Below are 23,131 nucleotides of genomic sequence, written 5' to 3' on the forward strand. Positions count from 1 at the left end.
CCGGTGCCGGGCAGGCCCCTCGCCACCGGATGCGGTGACCGGGGCCTGCCGGGCGTACGGTCCGGGTCAGACCTCGGCGAGCCGGTCGGCGACCGCCGCGATCCGCTCGTCGGACGCGGTGAGCGCCACCCGTACGTGCCGGTCGCCGGCCGGTCCGTAGAGGGCCCCCGCAGCGGCCAGGATGCCGCGCCGGGCCAGCCAGTCGACGGTCTCCCAGCAGTCCTCGCCCCGGGTCAGCCAGAGGTAGAGGCCGGCCTCGGAGTGCTCGATGGTGAACCCGGCGGCGGTGAACGCCCCGGCCAACGTCTCCCGTCGAACCCGGTAACGTTCCCGCTGCTCGTCGGCGTGCGTCTGGTCACCGAGGGCGGCGATCATGGCGGCCTGCACCGGCTTCGGCACGATCATGCCGGCGTGTTTGCGGACCTTCAACAGCTCGTCGACCAGTTTCGGGTCACCGGCCACCAGACCGGCCCGGTAGCCGGCCAGGTTGGAGCGCTTGGACAGCGAGTGCACCGCCAGCACCCCGTCGTAGGAGCCGCCGCAGACCTCCGGGGAGAGCACCGAGACCGGCTCCGACCCCGGCGTCCAACCCAACGGCAGGTAGCACTCGTCGCTGGCCACCACCGCGCCCCGTTCCCGGGCCCAGTCGACCACCTTGCGCAGGTGCGCCGGGGGCAGCACCCGACCGGTCGGGTTCCCCGGCGAGTTCAGCCAGACCAGGCGTACCCGGGAGGTGGGGCCGACGGCGGTCAGCGAGTCGGTGCGTACGGCTGTCGCCCCGACGAGCCGTACGCCGTCCTCGTAGGTCGGGTAGCAGACCGACGGGATCACCACCACGTCACCGGCACCGATGCCGAGCAGGGTGGGTAGCCAGGCCACCAGCTCCTTCGAGCCGATGGTGGGCAGGACACCCAACCCGTCGACGCCCGCCCCGCAGGCCCGCGACACCCACGCCGACATCGCCCGACGCAGCTCGGGGGTGCCGGCGGTCAACGGGTACCCCGGGGAGTCGGAGGCGTCGGCGAGGGCCTGCCGGATCACCGGGGGCACCGGGTCCACCGGCGTACCGATGGAGAGGTTGATCAACCCGCCCGGGTGCGCGGCGGCCAGGGCGGCCGCCGCCTCCAGGGTGTCCCAGGTGAACTCCGGCAGGCGCGCCGACAGCGGCGCCGGGGCGTTCAGTGGCCTTCTCCGCGTGGCGGCTGGCCGGCGACGAAGGTGGCGTCCTTCTCCACCTTGCCGACCTTCGACGCTCCACCGGGCGAGCCGAGATCCTCGAAGAACTCGTAGTTCGCCCCGGTGTAGTCCTTCCACTGCTCCGGGACGTCGTCCTCGTAGAAGATCGCCTCGACCGGACACACCGGCTCACAGGCACCGCAGTCGACACATTCGTCGGGGTGGATGTAGAGCATCCGGTTGCCCTCGTAGATGCAGTCGACCGGGCACTCTTCGATGCACGCCTTGTCGAGCACATCCACGCAGGGTTCGGCGATGATGTAGGTCACCGGTCTTCTCCTCCGCAAGACACGCCGCGATCACCCGCGACGGTTAGAGCCTAGTATCTCGCCGGGGAGGGGGTCGATCGTGCTCCGACAGCAGGATGTGGGACACCGGATCGTGGTCCGCCGGATTGTGGGGATTCGCGAGGGCCGCCCCCTGTTCTCAGACGCCCTCGGCGAACTGGTGGAACTCGACGAGACCCATCTCACGGTGGTCACCTCGAAAGGTCCCGTACGCATCGCCCGCGACGAGGTGCACCGGGCCAAACGGGTACCGCCGACCCGACGGCCGACCGCCGCCGCGGTGGTCGCCCTCGAACTCGCCGCCGACCAGGCCTGGCCGGCACCGCGACGGGACCGGCTCGGCGACTGGGTGCTGCGGGCCGCCGACGGGTGGACCGGGCGGGCCAACTCCGCCCTGCCGGTCGGCGACCCGGACCGCCCCCTACCGGCCGCCGTCGACGCCGTCGAGCAGTGGTACGCCGAACAGGGCCTCCCGGCGATGGTCAACACCCCGATACCGCTCGCGGCCCCGGTCGGTGCCGAACTGGACAGCCGGGGATGGACCTCCCGTCCCCCGGTGCTGGTCCAGACCACGAGCGTGGCCGCACTCGCCCGACCCCACGTCGCGCAGCAGCAGTCACCGGTGGTGGATCTGGTGACGGCCCCCTCGCCGGACTGGCTGGCCGTCGCCGCCGACCGCAAGGGCGGGCTGCCGGAGGCGGCCCGCCACGTCCTCACCGCAGTGGACCAGGTCCGCTTCGCCCAGGTGCACGTCGGCGGGACGCTCGTCGCGATCGGCCGGGGCACCGTCACCGGAGACGGGCGGTGGCTCGGACTCGGGCTGATCGAGGTGCTGCCGCCACTGCGCCGTCAGGGGCTGGCCGAACTGGTGGTCCGGGAACTGGCGGCCTGGGGCCGGGACACCGGGGCGGAGCAGGCGTTCCTCCAGGTCGAGCAGCGCAACGCGGCCGCCGTGGGGCTCTACCGCAAACTCGGCTTCGTCACCCACCACACCTACCTCACCCGGGTCGCCCCACAACACTGACCGACCCGTCCCGGGGGCAGGGCCGGCGCACCGGCGGACGGCCCTTCCCCGGCGGTGTCGGTCAGCGGCCGACGACCCGACGCGGTCGGGTGGTGCGCTGGGCGGCGTACCTGGCGAGCTGCTGCGACCGGTGGTCCCGGCCGAGGGCGGTGAGCCCCAGGAACCCGACCAGCACCCCGACGCCGGCGGCGGCCAGGTAGAGCCAGATCTGGGCGAAGAAGGCACCCGCGCCGTCGGCGAACGGGTTACGCCCGACCAGCAGCGGCCCGACGAAGATCGTCAGCAGCAGCGCCACCAGCAGTGCCGCACCGAGGTCGGTGCCCCACCGCTCCACCGGCCGGTCCCGGCCCCAACGGAACGCGAGCGTCGCGAGGACCACCCCGATCACCGCGAACATGGCGAGCGAGACCCAGCCGGCGGCGGTCTCGTCGTCACCACCGCCGAAGCCGAACCTGATCACCAACCGGGCGACCACGTTGACCGCGAACAGGGCTCCCGCGAGCGCACCGACAGCGCGCCACCGCTCGTTCATCAGATCTCTCCCGCCGTACCGCCCGTCCCGGAGACGGGTCTCTGGCAGGAATTTCTACCATCCGGGCGGGTGTGTCGTCAGTACCTCGACGGCGTCGGTGGGGCCAGGATCTGCCGGAACGCCATCACGGTGAACGTCATCGCACCGGCCACGATCATCGCCAGGCCGACCCAACCGCCGGCCAGGAGCAGGTCACCCTCGTCGGTCCGGATCGACGCCGCCGTCATGAGGACGAACCACGGCACGGCGGGCAGCGCCACCGCCCACCGTGAGCCGACCGCCTCGTGGGCGAACCAGCTCAACGCGATGTTCGCCCCGACGGCGACGAGCACCGACACACCGATCAGGTGACCGCCGACCCGGACCGTGGAGAGCAGCAGCTCCAGCACCGCGCTCATCACCCCGCCGATCACGGCGACCACCCCACCGACGACCCGCAGGGCGTGGTCGGCCAGGACCGCGCCCCGACCGGGCGGGCTCGGCGTGGTCTCGTCCTCCACCGTCGACATCGGCGCGGTCGGCAGGGTCACCGTTGCCCGGCAGCCGGGACCGGGGACCGGCCCGGGTCGTCCGCCGGCGGTACCTCCCGGTCGCCTCCGCCCGCCGCCACCGCGTCGACGGTGGCCGCGCCGGTCGAGGTCGGGTCGGTCGGGAGGACTCCGGCGAACAGGTCCGACTCCCAGCCGTAGCGGCCCCGGCCCGGGCCCTTATCCCCGACCGCCAGGGTGAAGTACTCCACGCCCATGAACTCGGCCCCGAAGTTGCCCGCGATCGAGTAGAGCCAGGAGTTGGCCGGGATCTGGGTGGCGTGCGCCCGCATCGCCCGCTCCTTGGCGGCGTGCTGCTCGGTGGCGTCCACGCACGCCGCGATCTCGGCGTCAGGCGTACCGAAGGGGAGTTCCGAGGTGTCGGTGATGCCGGCGAAGGGATTGTCCGACGAGTCGACGAAGTGGTTCAGCCCGGCCTCCAGGACGCTGAGCGGCATCGCCGTCCAGTAGATCTTGGCTGGGGCCACCCCCTCGGCGGCGGCCAGCTCGTGCGCCCGCATCGCCACCCGGTGCGCCTGGATGTGGTCCGGGTGCCCGTAGAAGCCGTTCTCGTCGTACGTGATCATGACCTGGGGGCGGACCTCCCGGATGACCTCCAGCAGGTGCCCGGCGGCCTCGTCCAGGTCGGCCCGCCAGAAGGCCCGGGGGTGGTCGTTCGTCGTCATCCCCATCATCCCGGAGTCCCGGTAGCGGCCCGCACCACCGAGGAACCGGTGGTCGGTGACGCCGAGCGCGGCGCACGCCGCCGCCAGCTCGACGATGCGGTACCCGCCGAGCTGGTCGCCCCGACCGGCCGCGAGCTCCGCCAACTCCGGTACGTGGATCTCGCCTTCCTCCCCGAGGGTGCAGGTCACGAGCGTCACGTGGGCGCCGGACGCGGCATAGTGAGCCATCGTCGAACCGGTGCCGATGGCCTCGTCGTCGGGGTGGGCGTGGACCAGCAGAAGGCGGCGGTCGGGCAGGGTCGTCACGACGGTCACTCTAACCGGCGGTTGTGCCGCCGAAGCGGTACGCGTCCCGTCCAGCTCGACCACAACGCCCCTGCGCCGCTCTACGATCTGCCGTGTGGAGTATCCCGAGCTGGCCGCCCGTACCCGCAGGTTCAGCCACGGGGCGCCGCGGGAGGTCACCGTGGCCGGGGACGGGTCCCGGGTGGTCTTCCTGCGCTCGGCCGGGCCGCAGGACCCCGCCGACGCCCTCTGGCTACTCGACGTCGCCTCCGGCACGGAACGGTTGATCGCCGAGCCGACTGCCCTGCTCGACGCCGACCCCGCCGCGCGGTCCCGCCCGACCCGGCCCGGCACCCCCACGATCGGCTCGTACGCGCTGGACGCCGCCGGACGGGTCGCCGCGTTCGCCCTCGCCGGTCGGCTGTTCCGGGCCGACCTGGTGCACGGGGACGTGGTGGAGGTCCTGGCCGCCGCAGGTGTGCTCGACCCCCGTCCCGACCCGACCGGGGAGCGGCTGGCCTACGTCACCGACACCACCGACGGCGGGCGGCGCGGACAACTCCGGGTGGTCGAGCCGGACGGCACCGACAACCTGCTCGCCGGTGAGGACTCCGGGGTCACCTGGGGGCTGGCCGAGCACGTCGCCGTCGAGGAGTTCGGCCGCCACCGGGGCTACTGGTGGGCTCCCGACGGCCGGTCGGTGCTCGCCGCCCGGGTGGACGAGTCCCGGCTGCCCCGCTGGTTCCTGCACGACGCCGCCGACCCGACCAGCGCCCCGACCACCGTCGCCTACCCCCAGGCGGGAGGGCCGAACGCCGAGGTCAGCCTGCACCTGCTCGACCTCGACGGCGGCTGGGTGGACGTGCACTGGGACCGGGAGACCTACCCGTACCTGGCCTCGGTGAACTGGGCCGAAGGCGGCCCGTTGATCACCGTCCTGCGTCGGTCCCAGCAGCACGGTCTGGTGCTCGCCGTCGATCCGCGCACCGGGGAGACCCAGGTGCACGCGGAGCTGGCGGATCCGCGCTGGGTCGAACCGATCCCGGGGACCCCGGCACACCTGCCCGACGGGCGGGTCCTGGTCGGCGGCGAACTGGCCCACGACGGGTACGACGCCCGGTGCCTGTTCGCCGACGGCACGCTGCTCACCCCGCCGTCGCTGTACGTACGCCGGGTCCTCGGCCGGCTGCCCGCCGCCTCCGGCCCGGCCGACCTGCTGGTGGAGGCGAGCGACGGGGAGCCGAGCCAGCGGCACCTGTTCCGGGTCCGGACGGTGATCGGTGGTGGGGTGGACGTCCGCCGGATCACCGCCGACCCCGGCTGGTACACCGCCGCCGTCGGCGGGGGCACCCTCGTCGTCGGCGCCGCCTCCCTCGACCGACCGGGCACCCGGTGGACCGTCCACCGGGACGACCGGGAGGTGGCGACCCTGGGGTCGGTGGCCGCGACCCCGCCGTACGCGCCCCGGCCGATGCTGGAACGGGTCACCGACCGGCGGCTGCCCACGGCCGTCCTCTACCCCACCACCCACGTCACCGGCCGTCGGCTGCCGGTGCTGCTCGACGTCTACGGCGGGCCGGGGCACCAGGAGGTCGTCGCCGCCCGGACGGCCTGGCTGGAGCGGCAGTGGTTCTGCGAGGCCGGGTTCGCGGTGGTCACCGTGGACAACCGGGGCACCCCCGGTGTCGCCCCCTCGTTCGAGAAGTCGATCCACCGGCGGGTCGCCGACGTGGTCCTCGCCGACCAGGTCGACGCGCTCACCGCCCTCGCCGAGAAGCATCCCGACCTGGCCCTGGACCGGGTGGCCGTCCGGGGCTGGTCGTTCGGCGGCTGGTTGGCCGGGCTGGCGGTGCTACGGCATCCGGAGCTGTTCCGGTGCGCGATCGTCGGCGCTCCGGTCACCGACTGGAGTCTGTACGACACCGCGTACACGGAGCGGTACCTGGGTCTGCCGGAGGACGGCCCGGACGTCTACGCCCACCACTCGCTGCTGGAGTTGGCCGCCGAGCCGGTCACGGACCCGGCCGAGGCCCGACCGCTCCTGCTGGTGCACGGGCTGGTCGACGCGACGGTGGTGGCCGCGCACACCCTGCGCCTGTCCGCCGCGCTGCTCGCCGCCGGACGTCCGCACTCGGTCCTCCCGCTGACCGGTGCCGCCCACCAGGCCGCCGGGGGCCTGGCCGAACGCCTCCTCGCCCAGGAACTCGCCTTCCTCCGCACCTGGATGTAAGGAAGGGACCCCTTCGCAGGGCATCCGGCACAGAAGAGCCCTGTGAAAGAACTTTTCACATTGACGGGCTTCCGGATCACATGAACACACCGGACAATGCGTCTGGACGTGCGGGCGGCATCAATCGGCGTAACGTAGGTCATCACTCGGCGGCGCCGACGCACGCCCGGCGCAGCTGTGGTGTGCGCAGAAACGTGGTGGCGGGTGCGGGCTGCTCGGGTCCGGCCGCCGGTCGCCAGTTCGGTCCGTCGCCCGTGAGGGCCCCGTCAGGAAGACGAATGCCATGACTTCCACGACAACGCCACCGCGGGGTGGACGGCCACGGGCCGCCATCGACGCGAAGACGTTGCGCACCGACCGCTGGTGGCTCGCGCCGCTGGTCACGGTGGTCGGGCTCGGTGCCTGGGTCGCGTACGCGACGGTCCGGGTCTTCATGCACCGGTGGTACTGGGTCGAGGAGTACCACTACCTGACCCCGTTCTACTCCCCCTGCGTCACCGACCGGTGCATTCCGGAGGCCTCGCACTTCGGACAGTTCCTGCCCGGCTGGTGGATCATTCCGGACGCCGCGCTCACCCTGCCGTTCCTGCTGTTGTTCAGGCTCACCTGCTACTACTACCGCAAGGCCTACTACAGGTCGTTCTGGCTCTCCCCGCCCGCCTGCGCGGTGCCGGACGGGCACCGGAGCTACTCCGGGGAGACCCGGCTTCCGCTGCTCGGCCAGAACCTCCACAGGTACTTCTTCTACGCCGCCGCGATCATCTCGCTGATCAACACCTGGGACGCGATCCTGGCCTTCCGGTCCCCCGAGGGTTTCGGGTTCGGTCTGGGCAACCTGATCCTGCTGGGCAACGTGATCATGCTCTGGGCGTACACCATCTCCTGCCACTCCTGCCGGCACATCGTCGGCGGACGGTTGAAGCACTTCTCGAAGCACCCGATGCGGTACCGGGCGTGGACCGCGGTGTCCTGGTTGAACGTCCGGCACATGCAGTTGGCCTGGATCACCCTCGGGACGCTGGCGCTGACCGACTTCTACGTCATGGCACTGGCCGCAGGCTGGTTCCCCGACCTGCGGTTCATCAACTAGAGGGCGCGACATGACCACCACCACGAGCAGCGAAGAAGTCACCACGAGAATCGAACGACACCACTACGACGTCGTCGTCATCGGGGCCGGCGGGGCCGGGCTACGGGCGGCGATCGAGGCCCGGCTGGCCGGGAAGCGCACCGCGATCATCTCCAAGTCGCTGTTCGGCAAGGCGCACACGGTGATGGCCGAGGGTGGGGCCGCCGCCGCGATGGGGAACGTGAACAGCCGGGACAACTGGCAGGTGCACTTCCGCGACACCATGCGCGGCGGCAAGTTCCTCAACAACGTCCGGATGGCCGAGCTGCACGCCAAGGAGGCCCCGCAACGGATCTGGGAGCTGGAGACGTACGGCGCCCTCTTCGACCGGACCCCGGACGGCCGGATCTCCCAGCGCAACTTCGGCGGTCACGAGTACCCCCGGTTGGCGCACGTGGGCGACCGGACCGGCCTGGAACTGATCCGTACCCTCCAGCAGAAGATCGTCTCCCTCCAGCAGGAGGACCGGCAGCGGTACGGCAGCTACGACGCCCGGATCCGGGTCTTCGCCGAGACCACCATCACCGACCTGCTGTTGGACTCCGCCACCCCCGGGGCCGCCCGGATCGCCGGGGCGTTCGGGTACTACCGGGAGTCCGGGGAGTTCATCCTCCTCGAAGCCCCGGCAGTGGTCCTGGCGACAGGTGGTGTCGGCCGGTCCTACAAGGTCACCTCGAACTCGTGGGAGTACACCGGGGACGGGCACGCCCTCGCGCTGCGCGCCGGGGCGACGCTCGTCAACATGGAGTTCCTCCAGTTCCACCCGACCGGGATGGTCTGGCCGCCCTCGGTCAAGGGAATCCTGGTCACCGAGTCGGTGCGCGGCGACGGCGGGGTCCTGAAGAACTCCGAGGGCCGTCGTTTCATGTTCGACTACGTCCCCGACGTCTTCCGCTCCCAGTACGCGCAGACCGAGGAGGAGGCGGACCGCTGGTACGCCGACCCGGACAACAACCGACGTCCCCCGGAGCTGCTCCCCCGCGACGAGGTCGCCCGGGCGATCAACAGCGAGGTCAAGGCCGGTCGGGGTACGCCCGCCGGCGGGGTCCTGCTGGACATCGCCTCCCGGCGGTCGGCCGAGGAGATCCGTCGTCGCCTGCCCTCGATGTACCACCAGTTCAAGGAGCTGGCCGACGTCGACATCACCGCCGAGCCGATGGAGGTCGGGCCGACCTGCCACTACGTGATGGGCGGGGTGGAGGTGGATCCCGACTCCGGGGCCGCCCACGGCGGGGTCCGGGGTCTCTTCGCCGCCGGTGAGGTCTCCGGGGGGATGCACGGGTCGAACCGGCTCGGCGGCAACTCCCTCTCCGACCTGCTGGTCTTCGGCAAACGGGCGGGCGGCCACGCGGCGTCGTACGCCGACGGGCTGACCGCTCGACCGAGGGTGGCGGTGGCCGCCGTGGAGGCTGCGGTGGAGACCGCCCTGGCCCCGTTGCAGCGGGACACCGGGGAGAACCCGTACGCCCTCCAGCAGGATCTCCAGGCGGTGATGGGGGATCTGGTGGGGATCATCCGTCGGGAGGGCGAGTTGGTCGACGCCCTGGGTCGGCTGGCCGAGCTGCGCGAACGGGTGGCGAAGGTGAGCGCGGCCGGTGACCGGCGCTACAACCCCGGCTGGCATCTGGCTCTGGACCTGCGCAACATGCTGGTGGTCTCGGAGTGCACGGCGCTGGCGGCGTTGGAGCGGCGGGAGTCGCGCGGTGGGCACACCCGTGAGGACTTCCCCACGATGGATCCGCAGTGGCGCCGGGTCAACCTGGTCTGCTCGCTCGACGGCGACGCCGTACGCCTGACCCGCAAGCCGCTGTCGACGATGCGCCCCGACCTGATCCGGCTCTTCGACCGGGGAGAGCTGGCCAAGTACCTGACCGACGAGGAACTCGTCGATGTCGACGCCGTCACCGAGGAGGCGGGTAGCTGATGGGGACCAAGAGGGCGTTCCGGATCTGGCGGGGTGACGCCGACGGTGGCGCGTTGACCGACTACCAGGTCGAGGTGAACGAGGGGGAGGTCGTCCTGGACGTCATCCACCGGTTGCAGGCCACCGAGACCCCCGACCTGGCCTGCCGGTGGAACTGCAAGGCCGGCAAGTGCGGCTCCTGCTCGGTGGAGATCAACGGCAAGCCCCGGTTGAGCTGCATGACCCGGATGTCGACGTTCGAGGAGGCAGAGACCGTCACGGTCACCCCCCTGCGGACGTTCCCGATCATCCGGGACCTGGTCACCGACGTGTCGTTCAACTACGCGAAGGCCCGGGAGACACCGGCCTTCTCCCCGCCGGGGGACGTGTCGCCGGGCGACTACCGGATGCAGCAGATCGACGTGGAGCGGTCGCAGGAGTTCCGCAAGTGCATCGAGTGCTTCCTCTGCCAGACCGTCTGCCACGTGGTGCGGGACCACGAGGAGAACAAGCAGGCCTTCGCCGGTCCCCGGTACTTCATCCGGGCCGCCGAACTGGACATGCACCCCCTGGACACCCACACCGACCGCAAGGAGTACGCACAGGCCGAGCAGGGCCTGGGGTTCTGCAACATCACCAAGTGCTGCACCGAGGTCTGCCCCGAGCACATCAAGATCACTGACAATGCGATCATCCCCATGAAGGAACGGGTGGTCGATCGCAGGTACGATCCCCTCGTATGGCTCGGTAACAAGATCTTCCGGAGGGGTCAGGTGCCTCAGACCAGCGTGACCGGTTCTCACGACAGCGGTGCCGTCCACTCCAGGGCTTCGCACGACGGCGGTTTCCACTCGCACGCCGGTGGCTCGCACGACCAGGCCGCCGAGGTGCAGGCGCAGCAGGGCGTCAACTGGGATCGGGAGGTGCCGCATCCCACCGCCCCGGCGTTGGACGCCAAGGGCAAGATGCCACTGACCGAACTCACCTTCGACCGGCCGGCCGCACCGTCGCCGTTCGGTGACGACGTGACGTTCCCGCTCCCGCCGGAGCACCTGAACTTCGCCCACCCGAAGCAGGACGAACAGTACTGATCCAGGCAGGACCCATCGGGGGCCGCGGCATCGCCGCCGGCCCCCGACGCCTTTGCCGCCCTCCATCGCCCCCTTCCGACGCCGGCCGCCGACGCCGGCCGCCGACGCCGGCTGGAGCGCCTCAGGGGGTCGGTCGGCGGCCCGCGGCCTCCCGAGCGCCTCAGGAGGTCAGTCGGCGGCCCGCAGGACCGGCCGGAGCGCCTCGACGATGGGCACGTCGGCGGGGAGCCAGGTCACTGTGTCCAGCTCGGCGGCGGTGAGCCAGCGCAGGGCGGAGTGCTCCAGCGCCTTCGGTTCGTCGCCGTACAGCAGGCGAGCCGCGTACACTTTGAGGACGGATCGGCCGTGGGCCATCGGGGAGTCCCCGCCCACCCGGTCGCCGACCTCGATCCGGACGGCGAGTTCCTCGGCGCACTCGCGGACCAGCGCCGCTGACTCGCTCTCGCCCGGTTCGACCTTGCCACCGGGGAACTCCCACCGGCCGGCCACCTCGGGTGGGGCGGTCCGGGCGCAGGCCAGCACCCGCGCCCCGGAGATGATCGCCGCCCCGACGACGACCTTCGGACCCCGCCGCTCGGGTCGGCCACTCCCACTGATCTGTTCGGTCCGCACGGGCGTCCAGCGTGCCAGATCAATCGGCGGTTTGGGTACCTTCGATCACCGCTAGGTCAGGAGATCAGAGAAGTGTGGGCGTGGACACACCGTCCATGCGACGACAGACTAGGTAACACCGACAAGACACGGGACGGCGACGATTTGGCCACAAGCCGGCAACGACGTCTGGGGGGCGCGGTGAGGCGAGTGTTGTTCAGCGGCCGGGCGAAGCGCGACTATCTCAGCGATGCGCTCACCCTGCTGTCCGGGTGGACCCGGGAGGGTGAGCAGATCCGGCGTACCCTCGTCATCGACGACGCGCAGCACGCGGCGTTGACCGAGCGGGTCAAGGTCGTCGCCGACGCGTTGCACCTGCGACCCGAGATCAGCCGCCGGGCCGACGAGACCCAGATCCTGCTCGGGCACCCCGACGACCAGCCGTTGTCCGAGGGCGAAGTCCTGTTGGCCGCCCGGATCGAGGACGCGTACCGCGCCGTCACCAACCCCTGACCGAACCGACTCCGTCGTCAGGTTAGACCCTCCCGTCACGCTCCGCCGCCCCACCGCTCGGTCGGCGGCGCTGCCCGTCGGCCCGGTGGCGACCGCGTCGTACCGTCGAGGACATGGCGAACGCGACGTACGACCGCAAAGAGCAGTACCAGCAGATCCAGAGCGGCCTGCTCGACGGTGAACAGATCATCGCCGTGTACGACGCGGTGGGCACCGGTACCGGCTTCATCGGCCTGACCGACCGGCGCGTGATCATCCAGGACCGTTCGTTCATCGGCAAGCGGTACGCCATCACCAGCATCCCGTACTCGAAGATCACCAGCGTGAGCGTGGTCAGCAACAAGTCCTGGGGCGGGAGCTTCTTCTCCAGCGGCTCGATCGCCATCCACGTCGGTACGCACACCTACGAGGTCGAGTTCCGGGGTGACCAGAAGAGCCACCACGTGCACAACGTGATCCTGCACTACATCTCCTGATCCCCTGGGGTCCCCGGCTCCCCGGCAGCCGCGGAGCCGGTGGGGACCTCGACGGGGTGCACCAGGTTGACCCGGTTGCCGTCCGGGTCCTCGACGTGGGCGACCCGCTGCCCCCAGGGCATGTCGTTCGGCGGACCCAGGACCCGGCCGCCGGTCTCCGTCACCCGGTCGAGCACCGCGTCCACGTTCGGGACCTCGACGGTGAGCAGGATCCGCTGCGGGGTCCCGAGTTCCAGGCCGGCCTCGGCGACCAGGCCGAGTTCGGTGTCCCCGACCCGGAGCCCGAGATAGAAGACCGGCCCCTGCTCGGGAACCCGCCGGCTCTCCACCGCCCCTGCAACGGCCGCGTAGAAGCGACCGAGCCGGTACGGGTCGGGGGTGATGACGGTGGGCTGGACGCTCGACATGCTTCCTCCTCGACGGGACGACCCCGGTCGGTGGTCCTGCGGGGTCAGCGCGGGCCGTCGGTGCGCTGCCTGTCGTACTCGGCCCGGGCGGCGAGCACCGTGTCGAGTTCCCCCTCCACCAGCTCGATCAGCCCGACCAGCCGGTCGGCGACCCGGACCCCGAGCGGGGTGAGGCTGTACTCGACGTGCGGCGGGATGCTGGTCTGCACCTCCCGCCGCACCAGGCCGTCCCGCTCCAGGGCCTGAAGGGTCTGGGCGAGCATCTTCTCGCTGACCCCGTCCACCCGGCGACGCAGGGCGTTGAACCGGTAGTCCCCCTCCCGCAGAGCGGCCAGGGAGAGGATGCCCCACTTGCTGGCGACGTGCTCCAGAGTTCGGCGGGAGTCGCAGTTGCGGGCGAAGACGTCCGCGACGAACCGCCCGTCGGGGTCGGTCGGCTCGACCCCTTCCGGGAGGTCGACGGGGAGGCTCATGGCCCCGACGGTACCCGGACCGGCCACACCTTCGACAGTGACTGTACTAACTCATGGCTTGCGCTTTCTAAAAGTTAGTGCAGTATCGGACGGGTCGAACCGACCACCGAGGAGGAAGTCATGATCGTCGTCACCGGGGCCACCGGCCAGCTCGGCCGAATCGTCGTCACCGACCTGCTGGAGCGGGGGGTGGAGCCGGGCCGGATCGTGGCGGCGGTCCGCACCCCGGAGAAGGCTGCCGACCTGGCCGCCCGGGGGGTCGATGTCCGGGAGGCCGACTACGACCGCCCCGACACCCTGGAGACCGCCCTGCACGGGGCGGAGCGGGTCCTGCTGATCTCCTCCAACGCGGTGGGTCAGCGGCTGGCGCAGCACCGGGCCGTGATCGAGGCCGCCACCCGGGTCGGGGTGGGGCTGCTGGCGTACACCAGCGTCCTGCGGGCCGACACCTCCGCCCTCCCGGTCGCCCCCGACCACCGGGCCACCGAGGAGCTGATCCGGGGCTCCGGGCTGCCCTTCGCCCTGCTGCGCAACGGGTGGTACACCGAGAACTACACCGGCAACCTGGCCGCCGCCCTGACCCACGGTGCCGTGCTCGGCGCCGCCCGGCAGGGTCGGATCGCCGCCGCCACCCGCGCCGACCTGGCCGCCGCCGCAGCCGCCGTCCTGACCGGGTCGGGGCACACCGACACCGTGTACGAGCTGGGCGGGGAGCCCTTCACCATGGCCGACCTGGCCGCCGAGATCACCCGGCAAAGCGGCACCCCGGTGGCGTACCGGGACCTCCCGGTCCAGGAGTACCAGGCTGCGCTGGTCGGGGCTGGGCTCCCCGAGCCCTTCGCCCGGCTACTCGCCGACTCGGACGCCGCCGCCGCCGAAGGGGCACTGGACACCGACCGGGAGGACCTGGCCCGCCTCCTCGGCCGCCCCGCGACCCCCCTGGCCGACGCCGTCGCCACCGCCCTCAAGGGCTGAGACTCCCCTGGCGGATCTCTGGGACAATCGCTGCGTGCGCAAGCGGATAGTACGGATGTCATCCGAGGTGGCGAAGTTCTGGCGGTCCGCCGGGCATCCCGTACGGCGTCGTCTCCTCCGGGCCGGCCTCGCCTGCGCGGTGGCCGCCGCGCTCCTGGCCGGTACCGCGGTCGCCAGCGTCGCCTGGATCCGGCACGGGGCCGACGGGCACCTCTACACCGAGGCGGGCGTGCCCGAGGCCCCGGTCGCCCTGGTGCTCGGCACGAGGGTGAATCCGGACGGCACCCCGTCGCCGTTTCTCAGTGGTCGGCTGGCCGTCGCCCAGCGGCTGCTCGACACCGGCAAGGTCCGGGCGATCCTGGTCTCCGGGGACAACATGAACGCCGACTACAACGAGCCGGAGGCGATGCGCCGATGGCTGGTGGAGCAGGGCGTACCCGCCGACCGGGTGGTCCTCGACCATGCCGGGTACGACACGTACGACTCCTGTGCCCGAGCCAAGCGGATCTTCGGGGTGGACCGGGCCACGGTGGTCACCCAGTCGTTCCACCTGCCCCGCGCGGTGGCCGTCTGCCGTCGCCTCGGCATCGACACGGCCGGGGTCGGCGACGAGAGCGCCCGGGTGTACGAGCGCACCTGGCGGATCAGTTCCAGTCGCGAGTACGGCGCCGGCGTCAAAGCCACCTTCGACGTCCTCTCCGGCCGCAACCCCACCCGTCTCGGCCCCCGCGAGACCGGAGTCGACGACGCCCTGCGCACCAGCTGACCCCACCGGCCCGCCCACTTCCCCACCCGGCTCAGGGGCGCAGTCCGAGGGCGGTGAGGGCGGCGGTGAGCCCGGCCGCTCGGACGATCGCGGTCCACCCGTCGCGGTCGAAGCGCCCGACCACGCAGCCGTCGGCCCGGAACCGGACCCGGACGAACTGGTCCGGGTACTGCCGGGCCAGCCGCAGCAACGCCACCGCCGGATCGACGGCACCCTGCGACGGCTCCGGCAACGGCACCTGGGGTACGGCGAGCGACACCTGCACGCCTGCCGGGACGGCGACGTTCACCGCACCGGGGAGACGCCGCGTCGTGCCGACGTCGAACTCATCCCGGGTGACGCGACTCCGACCCGGTGTCGCTCGCCCCGTCGACCGCAACAGCTCACGGCGCTTATGATCATTGGCTGTTTTGCGACACTCATCTCGGCGTGTCGTGTAGTTCAATGAGAAACGATCATGGCGACCCAGGAAATCACCATCATCGCGCCTCCTGGTGACCGCTGCCACTGCCCTCTACGGACGAGTGAAGGTAGCTCCGGGAGGCGGTCAGCAGCTCGGGGCGCGCCAGAACTGGGTCTCCCGGTTGCCGACGTGGACGTGGTCGTCGTGACCGGGATATCCAGGGCCGAGCAGTTCCTTGAACCCGCAGGTCCGGGCGGTACGCCACAGTTGGCACTGGGTCGGTCGGCTGGACAGGCCCAGGTCGGCCGCCCTGCCGTAGAGGTGCAGGCTGTCCGGGGCACCCCCCACCTGCCGGTTGCAGGACACACTCCGAAAGCCGGACGTGACGACGATCGGGCGGTCGCCGAGCTTGTGCCGCAACGCCTCCAACTGCCACATCACCAGCAACAGGTTCTGGCGTACGGTCGCCGCCGGAACCGCCCCTCCCGAGAACCCCGTCTGGCCGCAGCCACCGGTGAACTCCGCGTACGAGAAGTGGGCCGGGGTGCAGTCGTCGTCCTGGAGGGAGTAGATGAGGGCGAACGTCTCGGGGCCGGCGGTCCCGGTGGTGTTCTGGAGTCCGTACCCCGCCTTGAACCGGCGGACCGCCGCCGCCGTGGCCGGGCCGTAGATCCCGTCCACGTCCAGGGTCTCCCCGGTGTCCACCCACCCGGAGACCCGGATCTGCAACTGGGTGACGTCGTTTCCGGTGGCCCCCGGAGCCAGGGTCCGGGTCCAGGTGAAACAGGCGTTGCTCGCGGTGGCCGCCGAATCCGGGGCGACGTTCAGGGCCAGCATTCCCAAGAAGTCACTGAACATGAGGCGCTCCCATTCTCAGTGGGCGAAGAAAGCCGAGCAGCCCCCATTCGTTAAATTGTCGATCGCGGGTTTTCGGGGGCGACTCCAGTCAAGCGTGCACCCGATTTCTCCGCGCTACCACCAATTTCGTACCCTGCACGGCGAGCACGATTTTGACGCAACGGTGACGCCACGTCGGCCACCCTGCCCCGGGTGCCCACCCACCCCTGACCCCCGGGGCTACCCCAACCGGGTGACCCCGAGGCAGAGCAGGACGGCGAGCACGACGAACCCGGGTACGGCGGCCACGAACCCCACCGACGAGGCGGGACGCGTCGGGTCGCGGGAACTGCGTACGCCCAGGATCACGAGGCTCACCAGGAAGGTGACGCCGAGAACCGGGTAGCCGAACAGCGCGAGATAGAGCATCTGCTCCCGGTCGGAGAGACAGAAGCCGGCCTCGCAGTCGGGCGGGGGTGTGTCGGAGGCCGAGTAGGCGACCGCCAGGTAGACGCCGACGACAGCGGCGTACCACACGACCAGGTGCAGCAGGGCGAGCCCGGGGTTCGTCCGCCACGGACCCTTCGGCACGAAGAACGACACACGCCGATTGTGACTGTCGTCGATCGACCGCGCTGCCCCGCCCTGCACACGGACCGCCCGACCCGATCCCGCCCTGCCCCGGGTCGGCGTTGTCACGAACTAGAGGGTCCGGCCTGCGCCTCCCATCTGCTGGGCAGACCCCGCTCCTCCGGGCGGAGGCCGGTAGCCGTGGCCATTACCCCCGGGTGCTTCCCCGTGGGAGGAGTGACGCAGTTCAGCGGCAGCGACCTGGGCGCCTCCTGTCGACACCGGGTTCTGCGTATCGACGGACCCGGGCTGCGATACAGGACCCGCCGAGGCGTACGCCACCGGGCCGGCGGCCAGATCCGGAAGTGGATACCAGACCTCTGCGCCCGCTCCTGATTACCCCTGTACAGATCAGCCAGATTCGCATTGAAATCTCGTACAGGTGCGGAAGACTGCACGGCTTGCGCTTGCTGCTCGGCGTCCTGCTCAGCCGCGAAGACCTTCGAAGCCGCCTCCATCGCGGTCTTCAGCCCCTGGATCTTGTGGCTCAGGTCCCACAGCTCCGGCTCATCACGCCAGTCGGTACCCGCCGACCTGTGCCGGTCGCGCGCGTGCTGCAGCTCACCTTGCCATTGTTCGAGATCATTCGAGTACCGGTCCCACCGCTGTGCATCGCGGAAGTCTCCGTAGGTCTCGTGTTTCGTCGGGTCACTGCATTCCATTCGATCCGTCTCATTCTGGTCGGGGTACCCGGTCCAAGCGACCGGGCACCCCTGACCTACGGACCGAGGCAAGCTGCGGTTCACCCCGGGGGATACCCGTCGATCAAGGGATTCGTGTCAGGGGCGGCCCGAATCGTGACGCAAATCCCTTGATCGACAAGCTGGAGGGGGTCAGATGTGGAAGCGGAGGGTCTGTGCTCGCCTCCGCCACAACCCGGCTCCGCCTGCGCTCAGACGTTGAAGCGGAACTCGACGACGTCGCCGTCCTGCATGACGTACTCCTTGCCTTCGATGCGGACCTTGCCGGCGGCCTTGGCCGCCGCCATCGAACCGGCCGAGACCAGGTCGGCGTAGGAGACCACCTCGGCCTTGATGAACCCGCGCTGGAAGTCGGAGTGGATCACGCCGGCGGCCTCGGGGGCGGTCGCCCCGACCGGGACGGTCCAGGCCCGCGCCTCCTTCGGCCCGGCGGTCAGGTACGTCTGGAGCCCGAGGGTCCGGAAACCGACCCGGACGAGCTGGTCGAGGCCAGGCTCGGACTGGCCGATCGACTCCAGCAGCTCGCGGGCCTCATCCTCGGGGAGGTCCACCAACTCGGACTCGATCTTGGCGTCCATGAAGACCGCCTCGGCCGGGGCGACCAGGGCACGCAGCTCGTCGAGGAACTCGGCGTTGCCCAACTCCTCCTCGTCGACGTTGAAGACGTAGAGGAACGGCTTGGTGGTCAGCAGGTGCAGTTCCCGCAGGTGCTCAAGCTCGACCTTGGCGGCGGCGGCCCCCGCGTACAGGGTGGTGCCGCCGTCGAGGACCTCGACCGCCGCCTTCGCCGCGGTGACGGCGGCGGCCCGGTCCTTGCGGAGCTTGGCCTCCTTCTCCAACCGGGGCAGCGCCTTCTCCAGGGTCTGGAGGTCGGCGAGGATCAGCTCGGTGTTGATCGTCTCGATGTCGTCGGACGGGGAGACCTTGCCGTCGACGTGGACCACGTTCGGGTCGGAGAAGGCGCGGACCACCTGGCAGATCGCCGAGGCGTCACGGATGTTGGCCAGGAAGGCGTTGCCCCGACCCTGCCCCTTCGACGCGCCCCGGACCAGGCCGGCGATGTCGACGAACGACACCGGCGCGGGGAGCACCTTCTGCGAGGAGAAGATCTCGGCCAGCTTGGCCAGCCGGTCGTCCGGCAGCCCGACCACGCCGACGTTGGGCTCGATCGTGGCGAACGGATAGTTCGCCGCGAGCACGTCGTTCTTGGTCAACGCATTGAACAGGGTGCTCTTGCCGACGTTGGGCAGGCCGACGATGCCGATGGTGAGACTCACGACGGGTCAGTCTACGCGTCGCCGCCCGCCCGGCCCGTCCAGCCGGTCGCCGAGGTGACGGCCGTCAGTCCCCGGCCTCCGCGGCGGCGAGGAGGTCGCGCAGCAGGTCGGCCAGGCGGTCGCGGTCCGCAGCGGGGAGGGCGTCCAGCAGGTCCCGCTGGACGGCCAGGCCGGCGTCGGCGGCCTCCTCGGCCGCCCGCCGTCCGTCGTCGGTGAGGGTCACCTGGAGGCCGCGCCGGTCGGCGGGGTCGGGGGTACGCCGGACCAGCCCGGCCCGTTCCAGCCGGTCCAGTCGGCCGGTCATCCCGCCGGAGGTGAGCATCAGGCTGGCGGCCAGCGCCTTCGGGGCGAGGGTGTACGGCCGGCCGCTGCGGCGCAGGGTGGCCAGCACGTCGAACTCACCCCGGCTGATGCCCCAGGCGGCGTACACCTTCTCCTGCCGGTCCCCGACGAGCCGGGCCAGCCGGTAGATCCGTCCGAAGACGGCCATCGGCTCGGGGTTCATCTCGGTGCGTTCCCGACGCCACTGCTCGACGATGGCGTCCACGTCGTCCCGCTGGGTCACCTTCGGCATTGTGCCGTACCTCGCACTGGCGGGTTCAGCTCACCAGTGATTAGCTTAGCTCTAAGCTACTTAGCCACTAGTGATTGGTGTCCCGATGCGTCGACGAACCGGCGACCTGCTGCTCACCGCGGTCGCCCCGACCCTCTGGGGCACCACGTACCTGGTCACCACGGAGTTCCTGCCGCCGGACCGGCCGCTGTGGTCGGGGGTCTACCGCGCCCTGCCCGCCGGTCTGCTCATGGTCGCCCTCACCCGGGGCCGTCGACCGTCCGGCCACTGGTGGTGGCGCTCCGTCCTCCTCGGGCTGCTCAACATCGGCGCCCTCTTCCCGCTGCTCTTCGTGGCCGCGTACCGGCTGCCGGGAGGCACCGCCGCAGTGCTCGGCGCGATCCAACCCCTGCTGGTCGCCGGGCTGTCCCTGCTCGTCCTCGGCCTGCGCCCCCGGCCACCCGTGCTCGTCGCCGCAGTGCTCGCGCCGGCCGGCATCGCCCTGGTGGTGCTGCGACCGGACGCCGCAGTGGACCTCGTCGGGGTCGCCGCCGGCCTGGTCGCCACCGTCGCGATGGCGACCGGGCTGGTCCTCACCCGGCGGTGGGGCACCCCACCCGGGGTCGGGGTGGGCACCGCGACGAGCTGGCAACTCGTCGCGGGCGGGCTGCTGATCGTCCCGGTAGCGGCCCTGACCGAGGGGGTCCCCCCGGTCCCGGACCACACGAACCTCATCGGGTACGCCTGGCTCGGGCTCCTCGGCACCGCCGGGGCGTACGCGCTCTGGTTCCGGGGTGTCACCCGCCTGCCGGTGACCCAGGTCGCCCTCCTGGCGGTGGTGAGCCCACTCACCGCCGCCGCCCTGGGCTGGCTCGTCCTCGGGCAGTCCCTGGGGCCGGTGCAGCTCGCCGGGTTCGCCGTCGCGGTCGGCGCCCTGGCGATCGCCCAGCTACCGGCCCGGACCCGACCTGACACCGGTCAGCCCGTCATCGACCAGGGGCCGTCAGTGGTCGACAGCTCCCGCCGGACGGCGGGCGGCAACTCGGTGGCCGCCGCAGCCGGGAGGGTGAACCGGTCCGGCGCGTCCGCCCCGGCCGCCGTCGACTCGCCGAGCATCCAACGCACCTCGTCGGCCGTCCACCCGAGGCCACGGCGGTCGGCGACCTCGCGCAGCAGACGTCGCCCCGCCCGGGTGTCGTCGTCGTAGAACCGCATGCACCAGTGGTGCACCCACATGCCGAGCGCCCGCACTCCGGCGGCGTCCAGGGAGTCGGCGAGCCGACCGCAGGCGGTCTCGGCGAACGGCGGGTCCGGCTCCCTCGCCACCCGACCGGTTCCCCGCCCGTCGGTGCGGTCCCGCTCGATCGCCCCGTACGCCGCCGGGGCCACCGCCCGCATCCGGTCGTAGAAGCCCTGGACCACCGCTGCGTCGATCAGAGCCCGTTCCGACCACATCAGCGGACACCCCGCCCGGCCACGCTCGCCATCACCGCACCCCTTCTTGAGTTGGGGGCCGACCGTACCGTCCCCTACCGACGCTTTCCTGGCCCGGATTCCGTTTCCCGAGGTGAGGGCGGCGAGCGGGCCAGGTCCGAAAGCCGCGAGCGGTCGGGTGGTGCGGCGGGGCAGGATCGGGGGGTGGAGTTGGACTTCGAGCGGTGTTACCGGGCCGTGGACAGCCGTGACCAGCGGTTCGACGGCTGGTTCTACACCGGGGTGACCTCGACCGGGATCTACTGTCGACCGTCCTGCCCGGCGATCACCCCGAAACGGCGCAACGTCCGGTTCTTCACCTCGACCGCCGCCGCCCAGCAGGCCGGGCTCCGGGCCTGCCGTCGGTGCCGCCCGGACGCCACCCCCGGGTCCCCGGAGTGGGACCTGCGGGCCGACGTGGTGGGGCGGGCGATGCGGCTGATCGCCGACGGGGTGGTGGACCGGGCCGGGGTGTCCGGGCTGGCCGCCCGACTCGGGTACACCGAACGGCACCTGCACCGGATGCTGCGGGCGCAGGTAGGGGCCGGACCGATCGCCCTGGCCCGGGCACAGCGGGCACAGACCGCCCGGATCCTGATCACCACGACCGGGCTGCACCTGGCGGAGGTCGCGTTCGCCGCCGGGTTCGGCAGCGTACGGCAGTTCAACGACACGGTCCGCGAGGTGTACGGGCTCACCCCGTCGCAGTTGCGCGCCGACCCTCGGGCCACGGCGCCGGGCGGGGAGGTGGACGCCGACGGCGCGCAGACCATCTCGCTGCGGTTGGCGTACCGGCCGCCGTTGCACGCCGTCGCCCTGCTGGACTTCCTCGCCCGGCGGGCGCTGCCCGGGGTGGAACGGGTCGTCGACGGGGCGTACCACAGGGGGTTGTCACTGCCGCACGGGCCGGCCGAGGTCGGCCTGCGTCCCGTCGACGGGCACGTGGTGGCGACGCTGCGCCTGGCCGACCTGCGCGACCTGGCCCCGGCGGCGGCCCGGTGCCGACACCTGCTCGACCTGGACGCCGACCCGACAGCCGTGGACGCCACGCTCGCCGCCGACCCGGCGCTGGCCCCTGCCGTCGCCGCCGAACCGGGGGTCCGCGTCCCGCGCAGCGTGGACGGGTTCGAACTGCTGGTCCGCGCCCTCGTCCCCCACCGGACCCTCACCCGCCTGCGAGACCGACAGCGGCCGGATGGGAGGCTGCGGGGGTTCCCGTCGGCGGACGAGGTGCTGGGTCTGCCCGACGAGGCGTTCCGGACGCCGGTCCGGGGACGGGAGACGGTCCGGGCGGTGGCGCGGGCGGTCGCCGACGGGACCCTCGACCTGCGGCCGGGGGGCGACCGGGCGGAGACCCTCCGGCGGCTCGCCGCGATACCGGGGATCGGCCCGAAGACCGTCGGGTACGTGGCGATGCGCGCCCTCGGTGACCCGGACGTCCTCCTCGGCACCGACCCGACGGTACGCCGGGGGGCCGCCGCGCTCGGCCTGCCCCACACCCCGTCGACCCTCGACCCGTACGCCGACGGTTGGCGCCCCTGGCGGTCGTACGCGACCGTCCGACTCTGGAGAGCGGCATGACCACCGAACAGATCGACTACGCCGTACACACCACCCCGACCGGGCCGTTGACAGTCCTGGTCGGACCGACCGGGGCCGTCCGGGCGGCCGGATTCACCGCCGAACCGCAGGAGCTGGTGCCGTTGGTGCACCCGAGTCTGCGGGGGCCGCTGCGGCATCGGCCCGACCTCGGCCCGGTCACCGCCGCCGTCGACGCGTACCTCGCCGGGGACCTGACCGCCGTCGACGCCGTGCCGGTGCAGCAGCACACCGACGGTCCCTTCACCGCCCACGCCTGGGAGGTGCTCCGCGACGTGGGGCCGGGCGAACCGGTCACCTACACCGGGTACGCCGCCCTGGCCGGGCGACCCCTCGCGGTCCGGGCCGCAGCGGCGGCCTGTGCCCGCAACGCGGCCGCTCTCTTCGTCCCCTGCCACCGGGTCCTGCGCACCGACGGGACACTCGGCGGGTACCGGTGGGGTCTGCCGGTGAAGAAGTGGCTTCTCGGGCATGAGCGGCCGATGACAACAAGCTGACAACCGGACCGACGGGATTTGCCGATACCG

At 71.6% G+C, this 23,131-nt stretch carries 25 protein-coding genes and 1 pseudogene; 12 read left to right on the forward strand and 14 right to left on the reverse strand.

The genetic code is table 11. From position 1 onward, the window contains the following. Positions 1-66: 66 nt before the first annotated feature. Together dapC and fdxA are read right to left on the reverse strand one after the other, a co-directional pair. Positions 67-1,182 carry a succinyldiaminopimelate transaminase gene (gene dapC / locus WHN02_RS00855; protein WP_434744115.1) on the reverse strand — a complete coding sequence of 372 codons (1,116 nt, stop codon included), beginning with the start codon at positions 1,180-1,182 and terminating at the stop codon, positions 67-69. Next, on the reverse strand, positions 1,179-1,505 hold the full coding sequence (gene fdxA, locus WHN02_RS00860) for a ferredoxin (protein ID WP_350898236.1): 327 nt from the start codon (positions 1,503-1,505) through the stop codon (positions 1,179-1,181). The genes dapC and fdxA overlap by 4 nt, the downstream gene beginning before the upstream one ends. Before the next feature lie 79 nt (positions 1,506-1,584). On the opposite strand from fdxA, the gene WHN02_RS00865 reads away from it, so the two are divergent. Continuing rightward, positions 1,585-2,547: a GNAT family N-acetyltransferase gene (locus tag WHN02_RS00865; protein ID WP_434741628.1), complete on the forward strand. Its 963-nt coding sequence runs from the start codon at positions 1,585-1,587 to the stop codon at positions 2,545-2,547. 61 nt (positions 2,548-2,608) lie between these two features. On the opposite strand, the gene WHN02_RS00870 is transcribed toward WHN02_RS00865, so the two are convergent. The 3 genes from WHN02_RS00870 to mshB all read right to left on the reverse strand — a co-directional run bounded on the left by WHN02_RS00870 (position 2,609) and on the right by mshB (position 4,607). Beyond that, positions 2,609-3,079: a hypothetical protein gene (locus tag WHN02_RS00870; RefSeq protein WP_434741629.1), complete on the reverse strand. Its 471-nt coding sequence runs from the start codon at positions 3,077-3,079 to the stop codon at positions 2,609-2,611. Between the two features lie 77 nt (positions 3,080-3,156). Beyond that, the gene (locus tag WHN02_RS00875; protein ID WP_434741630.1) at positions 3,157-3,588 is read right to left on the reverse strand and encodes a hypothetical protein; all 432 of its coding nucleotides are present in this window, start codon (positions 3,586-3,588) and stop codon (positions 3,157-3,159) included. A 17-nt stretch (positions 3,589-3,605) separates the two neighbouring features. Next, the gene (mshB, locus tag WHN02_RS00880) at positions 3,606-4,607 is read right to left on the reverse strand and encodes an N-acetyl-1-D-myo-inositol-2-amino-2-deoxy-alpha-D-glucopyranoside deacetylase (RefSeq protein WP_434741631.1); all 1,002 of its coding nucleotides are present in this window, start codon (positions 4,605-4,607) and stop codon (positions 3,606-3,608) included. 85 nt (positions 4,608-4,692) lie between these two features. On the opposite strand from mshB, the gene WHN02_RS00885 reads away from it, so the two are divergent. The 4 genes from WHN02_RS00885 to WHN02_RS00900 all read left to right on the forward strand — a co-directional run bounded on the left by WHN02_RS00885 (position 4,693) and on the right by WHN02_RS00900 (position 10,930). Then, complete coding sequence (locus WHN02_RS00885; protein ID WP_434741632.1) at positions 4,693-6,807, forward strand: prolyl oligopeptidase family serine peptidase; 2,115 nt, start codon at positions 4,693-4,695, stop codon at positions 6,805-6,807. A 283-nt stretch (positions 6,808-7,090) separates the two neighbouring features. Continuing rightward, on the forward strand, positions 7,091-7,897 hold the full coding sequence (locus tag WHN02_RS00890; RefSeq protein WP_434741633.1) for a hypothetical protein: 807 nt from the start codon (positions 7,091-7,093) through the stop codon (positions 7,895-7,897). A 10-nt stretch (positions 7,898-7,907) separates the two neighbouring features. Further along, entirely contained in the window at positions 7,908-9,860 is a 1,953-nt protein-coding gene (locus WHN02_RS00895; protein ID WP_434741634.1) for a fumarate reductase/succinate dehydrogenase flavoprotein subunit, read from the forward strand. Further along, positions 9,860-10,930, forward strand: coding sequence for a succinate dehydrogenase/fumarate reductase iron-sulfur subunit (locus WHN02_RS00900; protein WP_434741635.1), 1,071 nt, complete (start codon positions 9,860-9,862; stop codon positions 10,928-10,930). The genes WHN02_RS00895 and WHN02_RS00900 overlap by 1 nt, the downstream gene beginning before the upstream one ends. A gap of 168 nt (positions 10,931-11,098) precedes the next feature. Here the strand turns inward: WHN02_RS00900 and WHN02_RS00905 are convergent, their stop codons facing one another. Continuing rightward, positions 11,099-11,542 carry a (deoxy)nucleoside triphosphate pyrophosphohydrolase gene (locus WHN02_RS00905; RefSeq protein ID WP_434741636.1) on the reverse strand — a complete coding sequence of 148 codons (444 nt, stop codon included), beginning with the start codon at positions 11,540-11,542 and terminating at the stop codon, positions 11,099-11,101. A 180-nt stretch (positions 11,543-11,722) separates the two neighbouring features. On the opposite strand from WHN02_RS00905, the gene WHN02_RS00910 reads away from it, so the two are divergent. Together WHN02_RS00910 and WHN02_RS00915 are read left to right on the forward strand one after the other, a co-directional pair. Then, a complete protein-coding gene (locus tag WHN02_RS00910) occupies positions 11,723-12,034 on the forward strand; it encodes a 4a-hydroxytetrahydrobiopterin dehydratase (protein ID WP_350898246.1) in 312 nt (103 codons plus the stop codon). A gap of 113 nt (positions 12,035-12,147) precedes the next feature. Then, positions 12,148-12,510 carry a PH domain-containing protein gene (locus tag WHN02_RS00915; protein ID WP_350898247.1) on the forward strand — a complete coding sequence of 121 codons (363 nt, stop codon included), beginning with the start codon at positions 12,148-12,150 and terminating at the stop codon, positions 12,508-12,510. Here the strand turns inward: WHN02_RS00915 and WHN02_RS00920 are convergent. Together WHN02_RS00920 and WHN02_RS00925 are read right to left on the reverse strand one after the other, a co-directional pair. Then, positions 12,498-12,917, reverse strand: a complete 420-nt coding sequence (locus tag WHN02_RS00920; protein WP_434741637.1) for a VOC family protein — start codon at positions 12,915-12,917, stop codon at positions 12,498-12,500. The genes WHN02_RS00915 and WHN02_RS00920 overlap by 13 nt on opposite strands. A gap of 44 nt (positions 12,918-12,961) precedes the next feature. Next, complete coding sequence (locus WHN02_RS00925; RefSeq protein WP_434741638.1) at positions 12,962-13,390, reverse strand: winged helix-turn-helix transcriptional regulator; 429 nt, start codon at positions 13,388-13,390, stop codon at positions 12,962-12,964. Positions 13,391-13,510: 120 nt separating this feature from the next. Here WHN02_RS00925 and WHN02_RS00930 point away from each other — a divergent pair, with 120 nt between their 5' ends. Together WHN02_RS00930 and WHN02_RS00935 are read left to right on the forward strand one after the other, a co-directional pair. Next, positions 13,511-14,365, forward strand: a complete 855-nt coding sequence (locus tag WHN02_RS00930; protein WP_434741639.1) for an SDR family oxidoreductase — start codon at positions 13,511-13,513, stop codon at positions 14,363-14,365. Positions 14,366-14,420: 55 nt separating this feature from the next. Continuing rightward, positions 14,421-15,131 carry a SanA/YdcF family protein gene (locus WHN02_RS00935; RefSeq protein WP_434744116.1) on the forward strand — a complete coding sequence of 237 codons (711 nt, stop codon included), beginning with the start codon at positions 14,421-14,423 and terminating at the stop codon, positions 15,129-15,131. 31 nt (positions 15,132-15,162) lie between these two features. On the opposite strand, the gene WHN02_RS00940 is transcribed toward WHN02_RS00935, so the two are convergent. From WHN02_RS00940 to WHN02_RS00960, 5 genes are all read right to left on the reverse strand, one after another. Beyond that, entirely contained in the window at positions 15,163-15,420 is a 258-nt protein-coding gene (locus WHN02_RS00940; protein ID WP_434741640.1) for a hypothetical protein, read from the reverse strand. Positions 15,421-15,678: 258 nt separating this feature from the next. Then, entirely contained in the window at positions 15,679-16,392 is a 714-nt protein-coding gene (locus WHN02_RS00945; RefSeq protein ID WP_434741641.1) for a D-Ala-D-Ala carboxypeptidase family metallohydrolase, read from the reverse strand. A gap of 219 nt (positions 16,393-16,611) precedes the next feature. Beyond that, positions 16,612-16,974: a hypothetical protein gene (locus WHN02_RS00950; RefSeq protein ID WP_434741642.1), complete on the reverse strand. Its 363-nt coding sequence runs from the start codon at positions 16,972-16,974 to the stop codon at positions 16,612-16,614. Positions 16,975-17,893: 919 nt separating this feature from the next. Continuing rightward, positions 17,894-18,979 (reverse strand): redox-regulated ATPase YchF, encoded by a 1,086-nt coding sequence (ychF, locus tag WHN02_RS00955; protein WP_434741643.1) that lies wholly within the window; start codon positions 18,977-18,979, stop codon positions 17,894-17,896. A 64-nt stretch (positions 18,980-19,043) separates the two neighbouring features. Then, positions 19,044-19,544: a MarR family winged helix-turn-helix transcriptional regulator gene (locus WHN02_RS00960; protein WP_434741644.1), complete on the reverse strand. Its 501-nt coding sequence runs from the start codon at positions 19,542-19,544 to the stop codon at positions 19,044-19,046. 94 nt (positions 19,545-19,638) lie between these two features. Between WHN02_RS00960 and WHN02_RS00965 the strand changes: the two are divergent. Then, positions 19,639-20,415, forward strand: a pseudogene (locus tag WHN02_RS00965) (EamA family transporter); the annotation flags it as partial. 95 nt (positions 20,416-20,510) lie between these two features. Here the strand turns inward: WHN02_RS00965 and WHN02_RS00970 are convergent. Further along, entirely contained in the window at positions 20,511-20,987 is a 477-nt protein-coding gene (locus WHN02_RS00970; protein ID WP_434741645.1) for a hypothetical protein, read from the reverse strand. A 183-nt stretch (positions 20,988-21,170) separates the two neighbouring features. Between WHN02_RS00970 and WHN02_RS00975 the strand changes: the two genes are divergently transcribed. Continuing rightward, a complete protein-coding gene (locus WHN02_RS00975; RefSeq protein ID WP_434741646.1) occupies positions 21,171-22,586 on the forward strand; it encodes an AlkA N-terminal domain-containing protein in 1,416 nt (471 codons plus the stop codon). After that, entirely contained in the window at positions 22,583-23,101 is a 519-nt protein-coding gene (locus WHN02_RS00980; protein WP_434741647.1) for a methylated-DNA--[protein]-cysteine S-methyltransferase, read from the forward strand. Before WHN02_RS00975 ends, WHN02_RS00980 begins: the two co-directional genes overlap by 4 nt. Positions 23,102-23,131 lie beyond the last annotated feature (30 nt).

Origin of the sequence: Micromonospora sp. SH-82 (assembly GCF_051132485.1) — a bacterium.
Taxonomy (GTDB): domain Bacteria; phylum Actinomycetota; class Actinomycetes; order Mycobacteriales; family Micromonosporaceae; genus Micromonospora.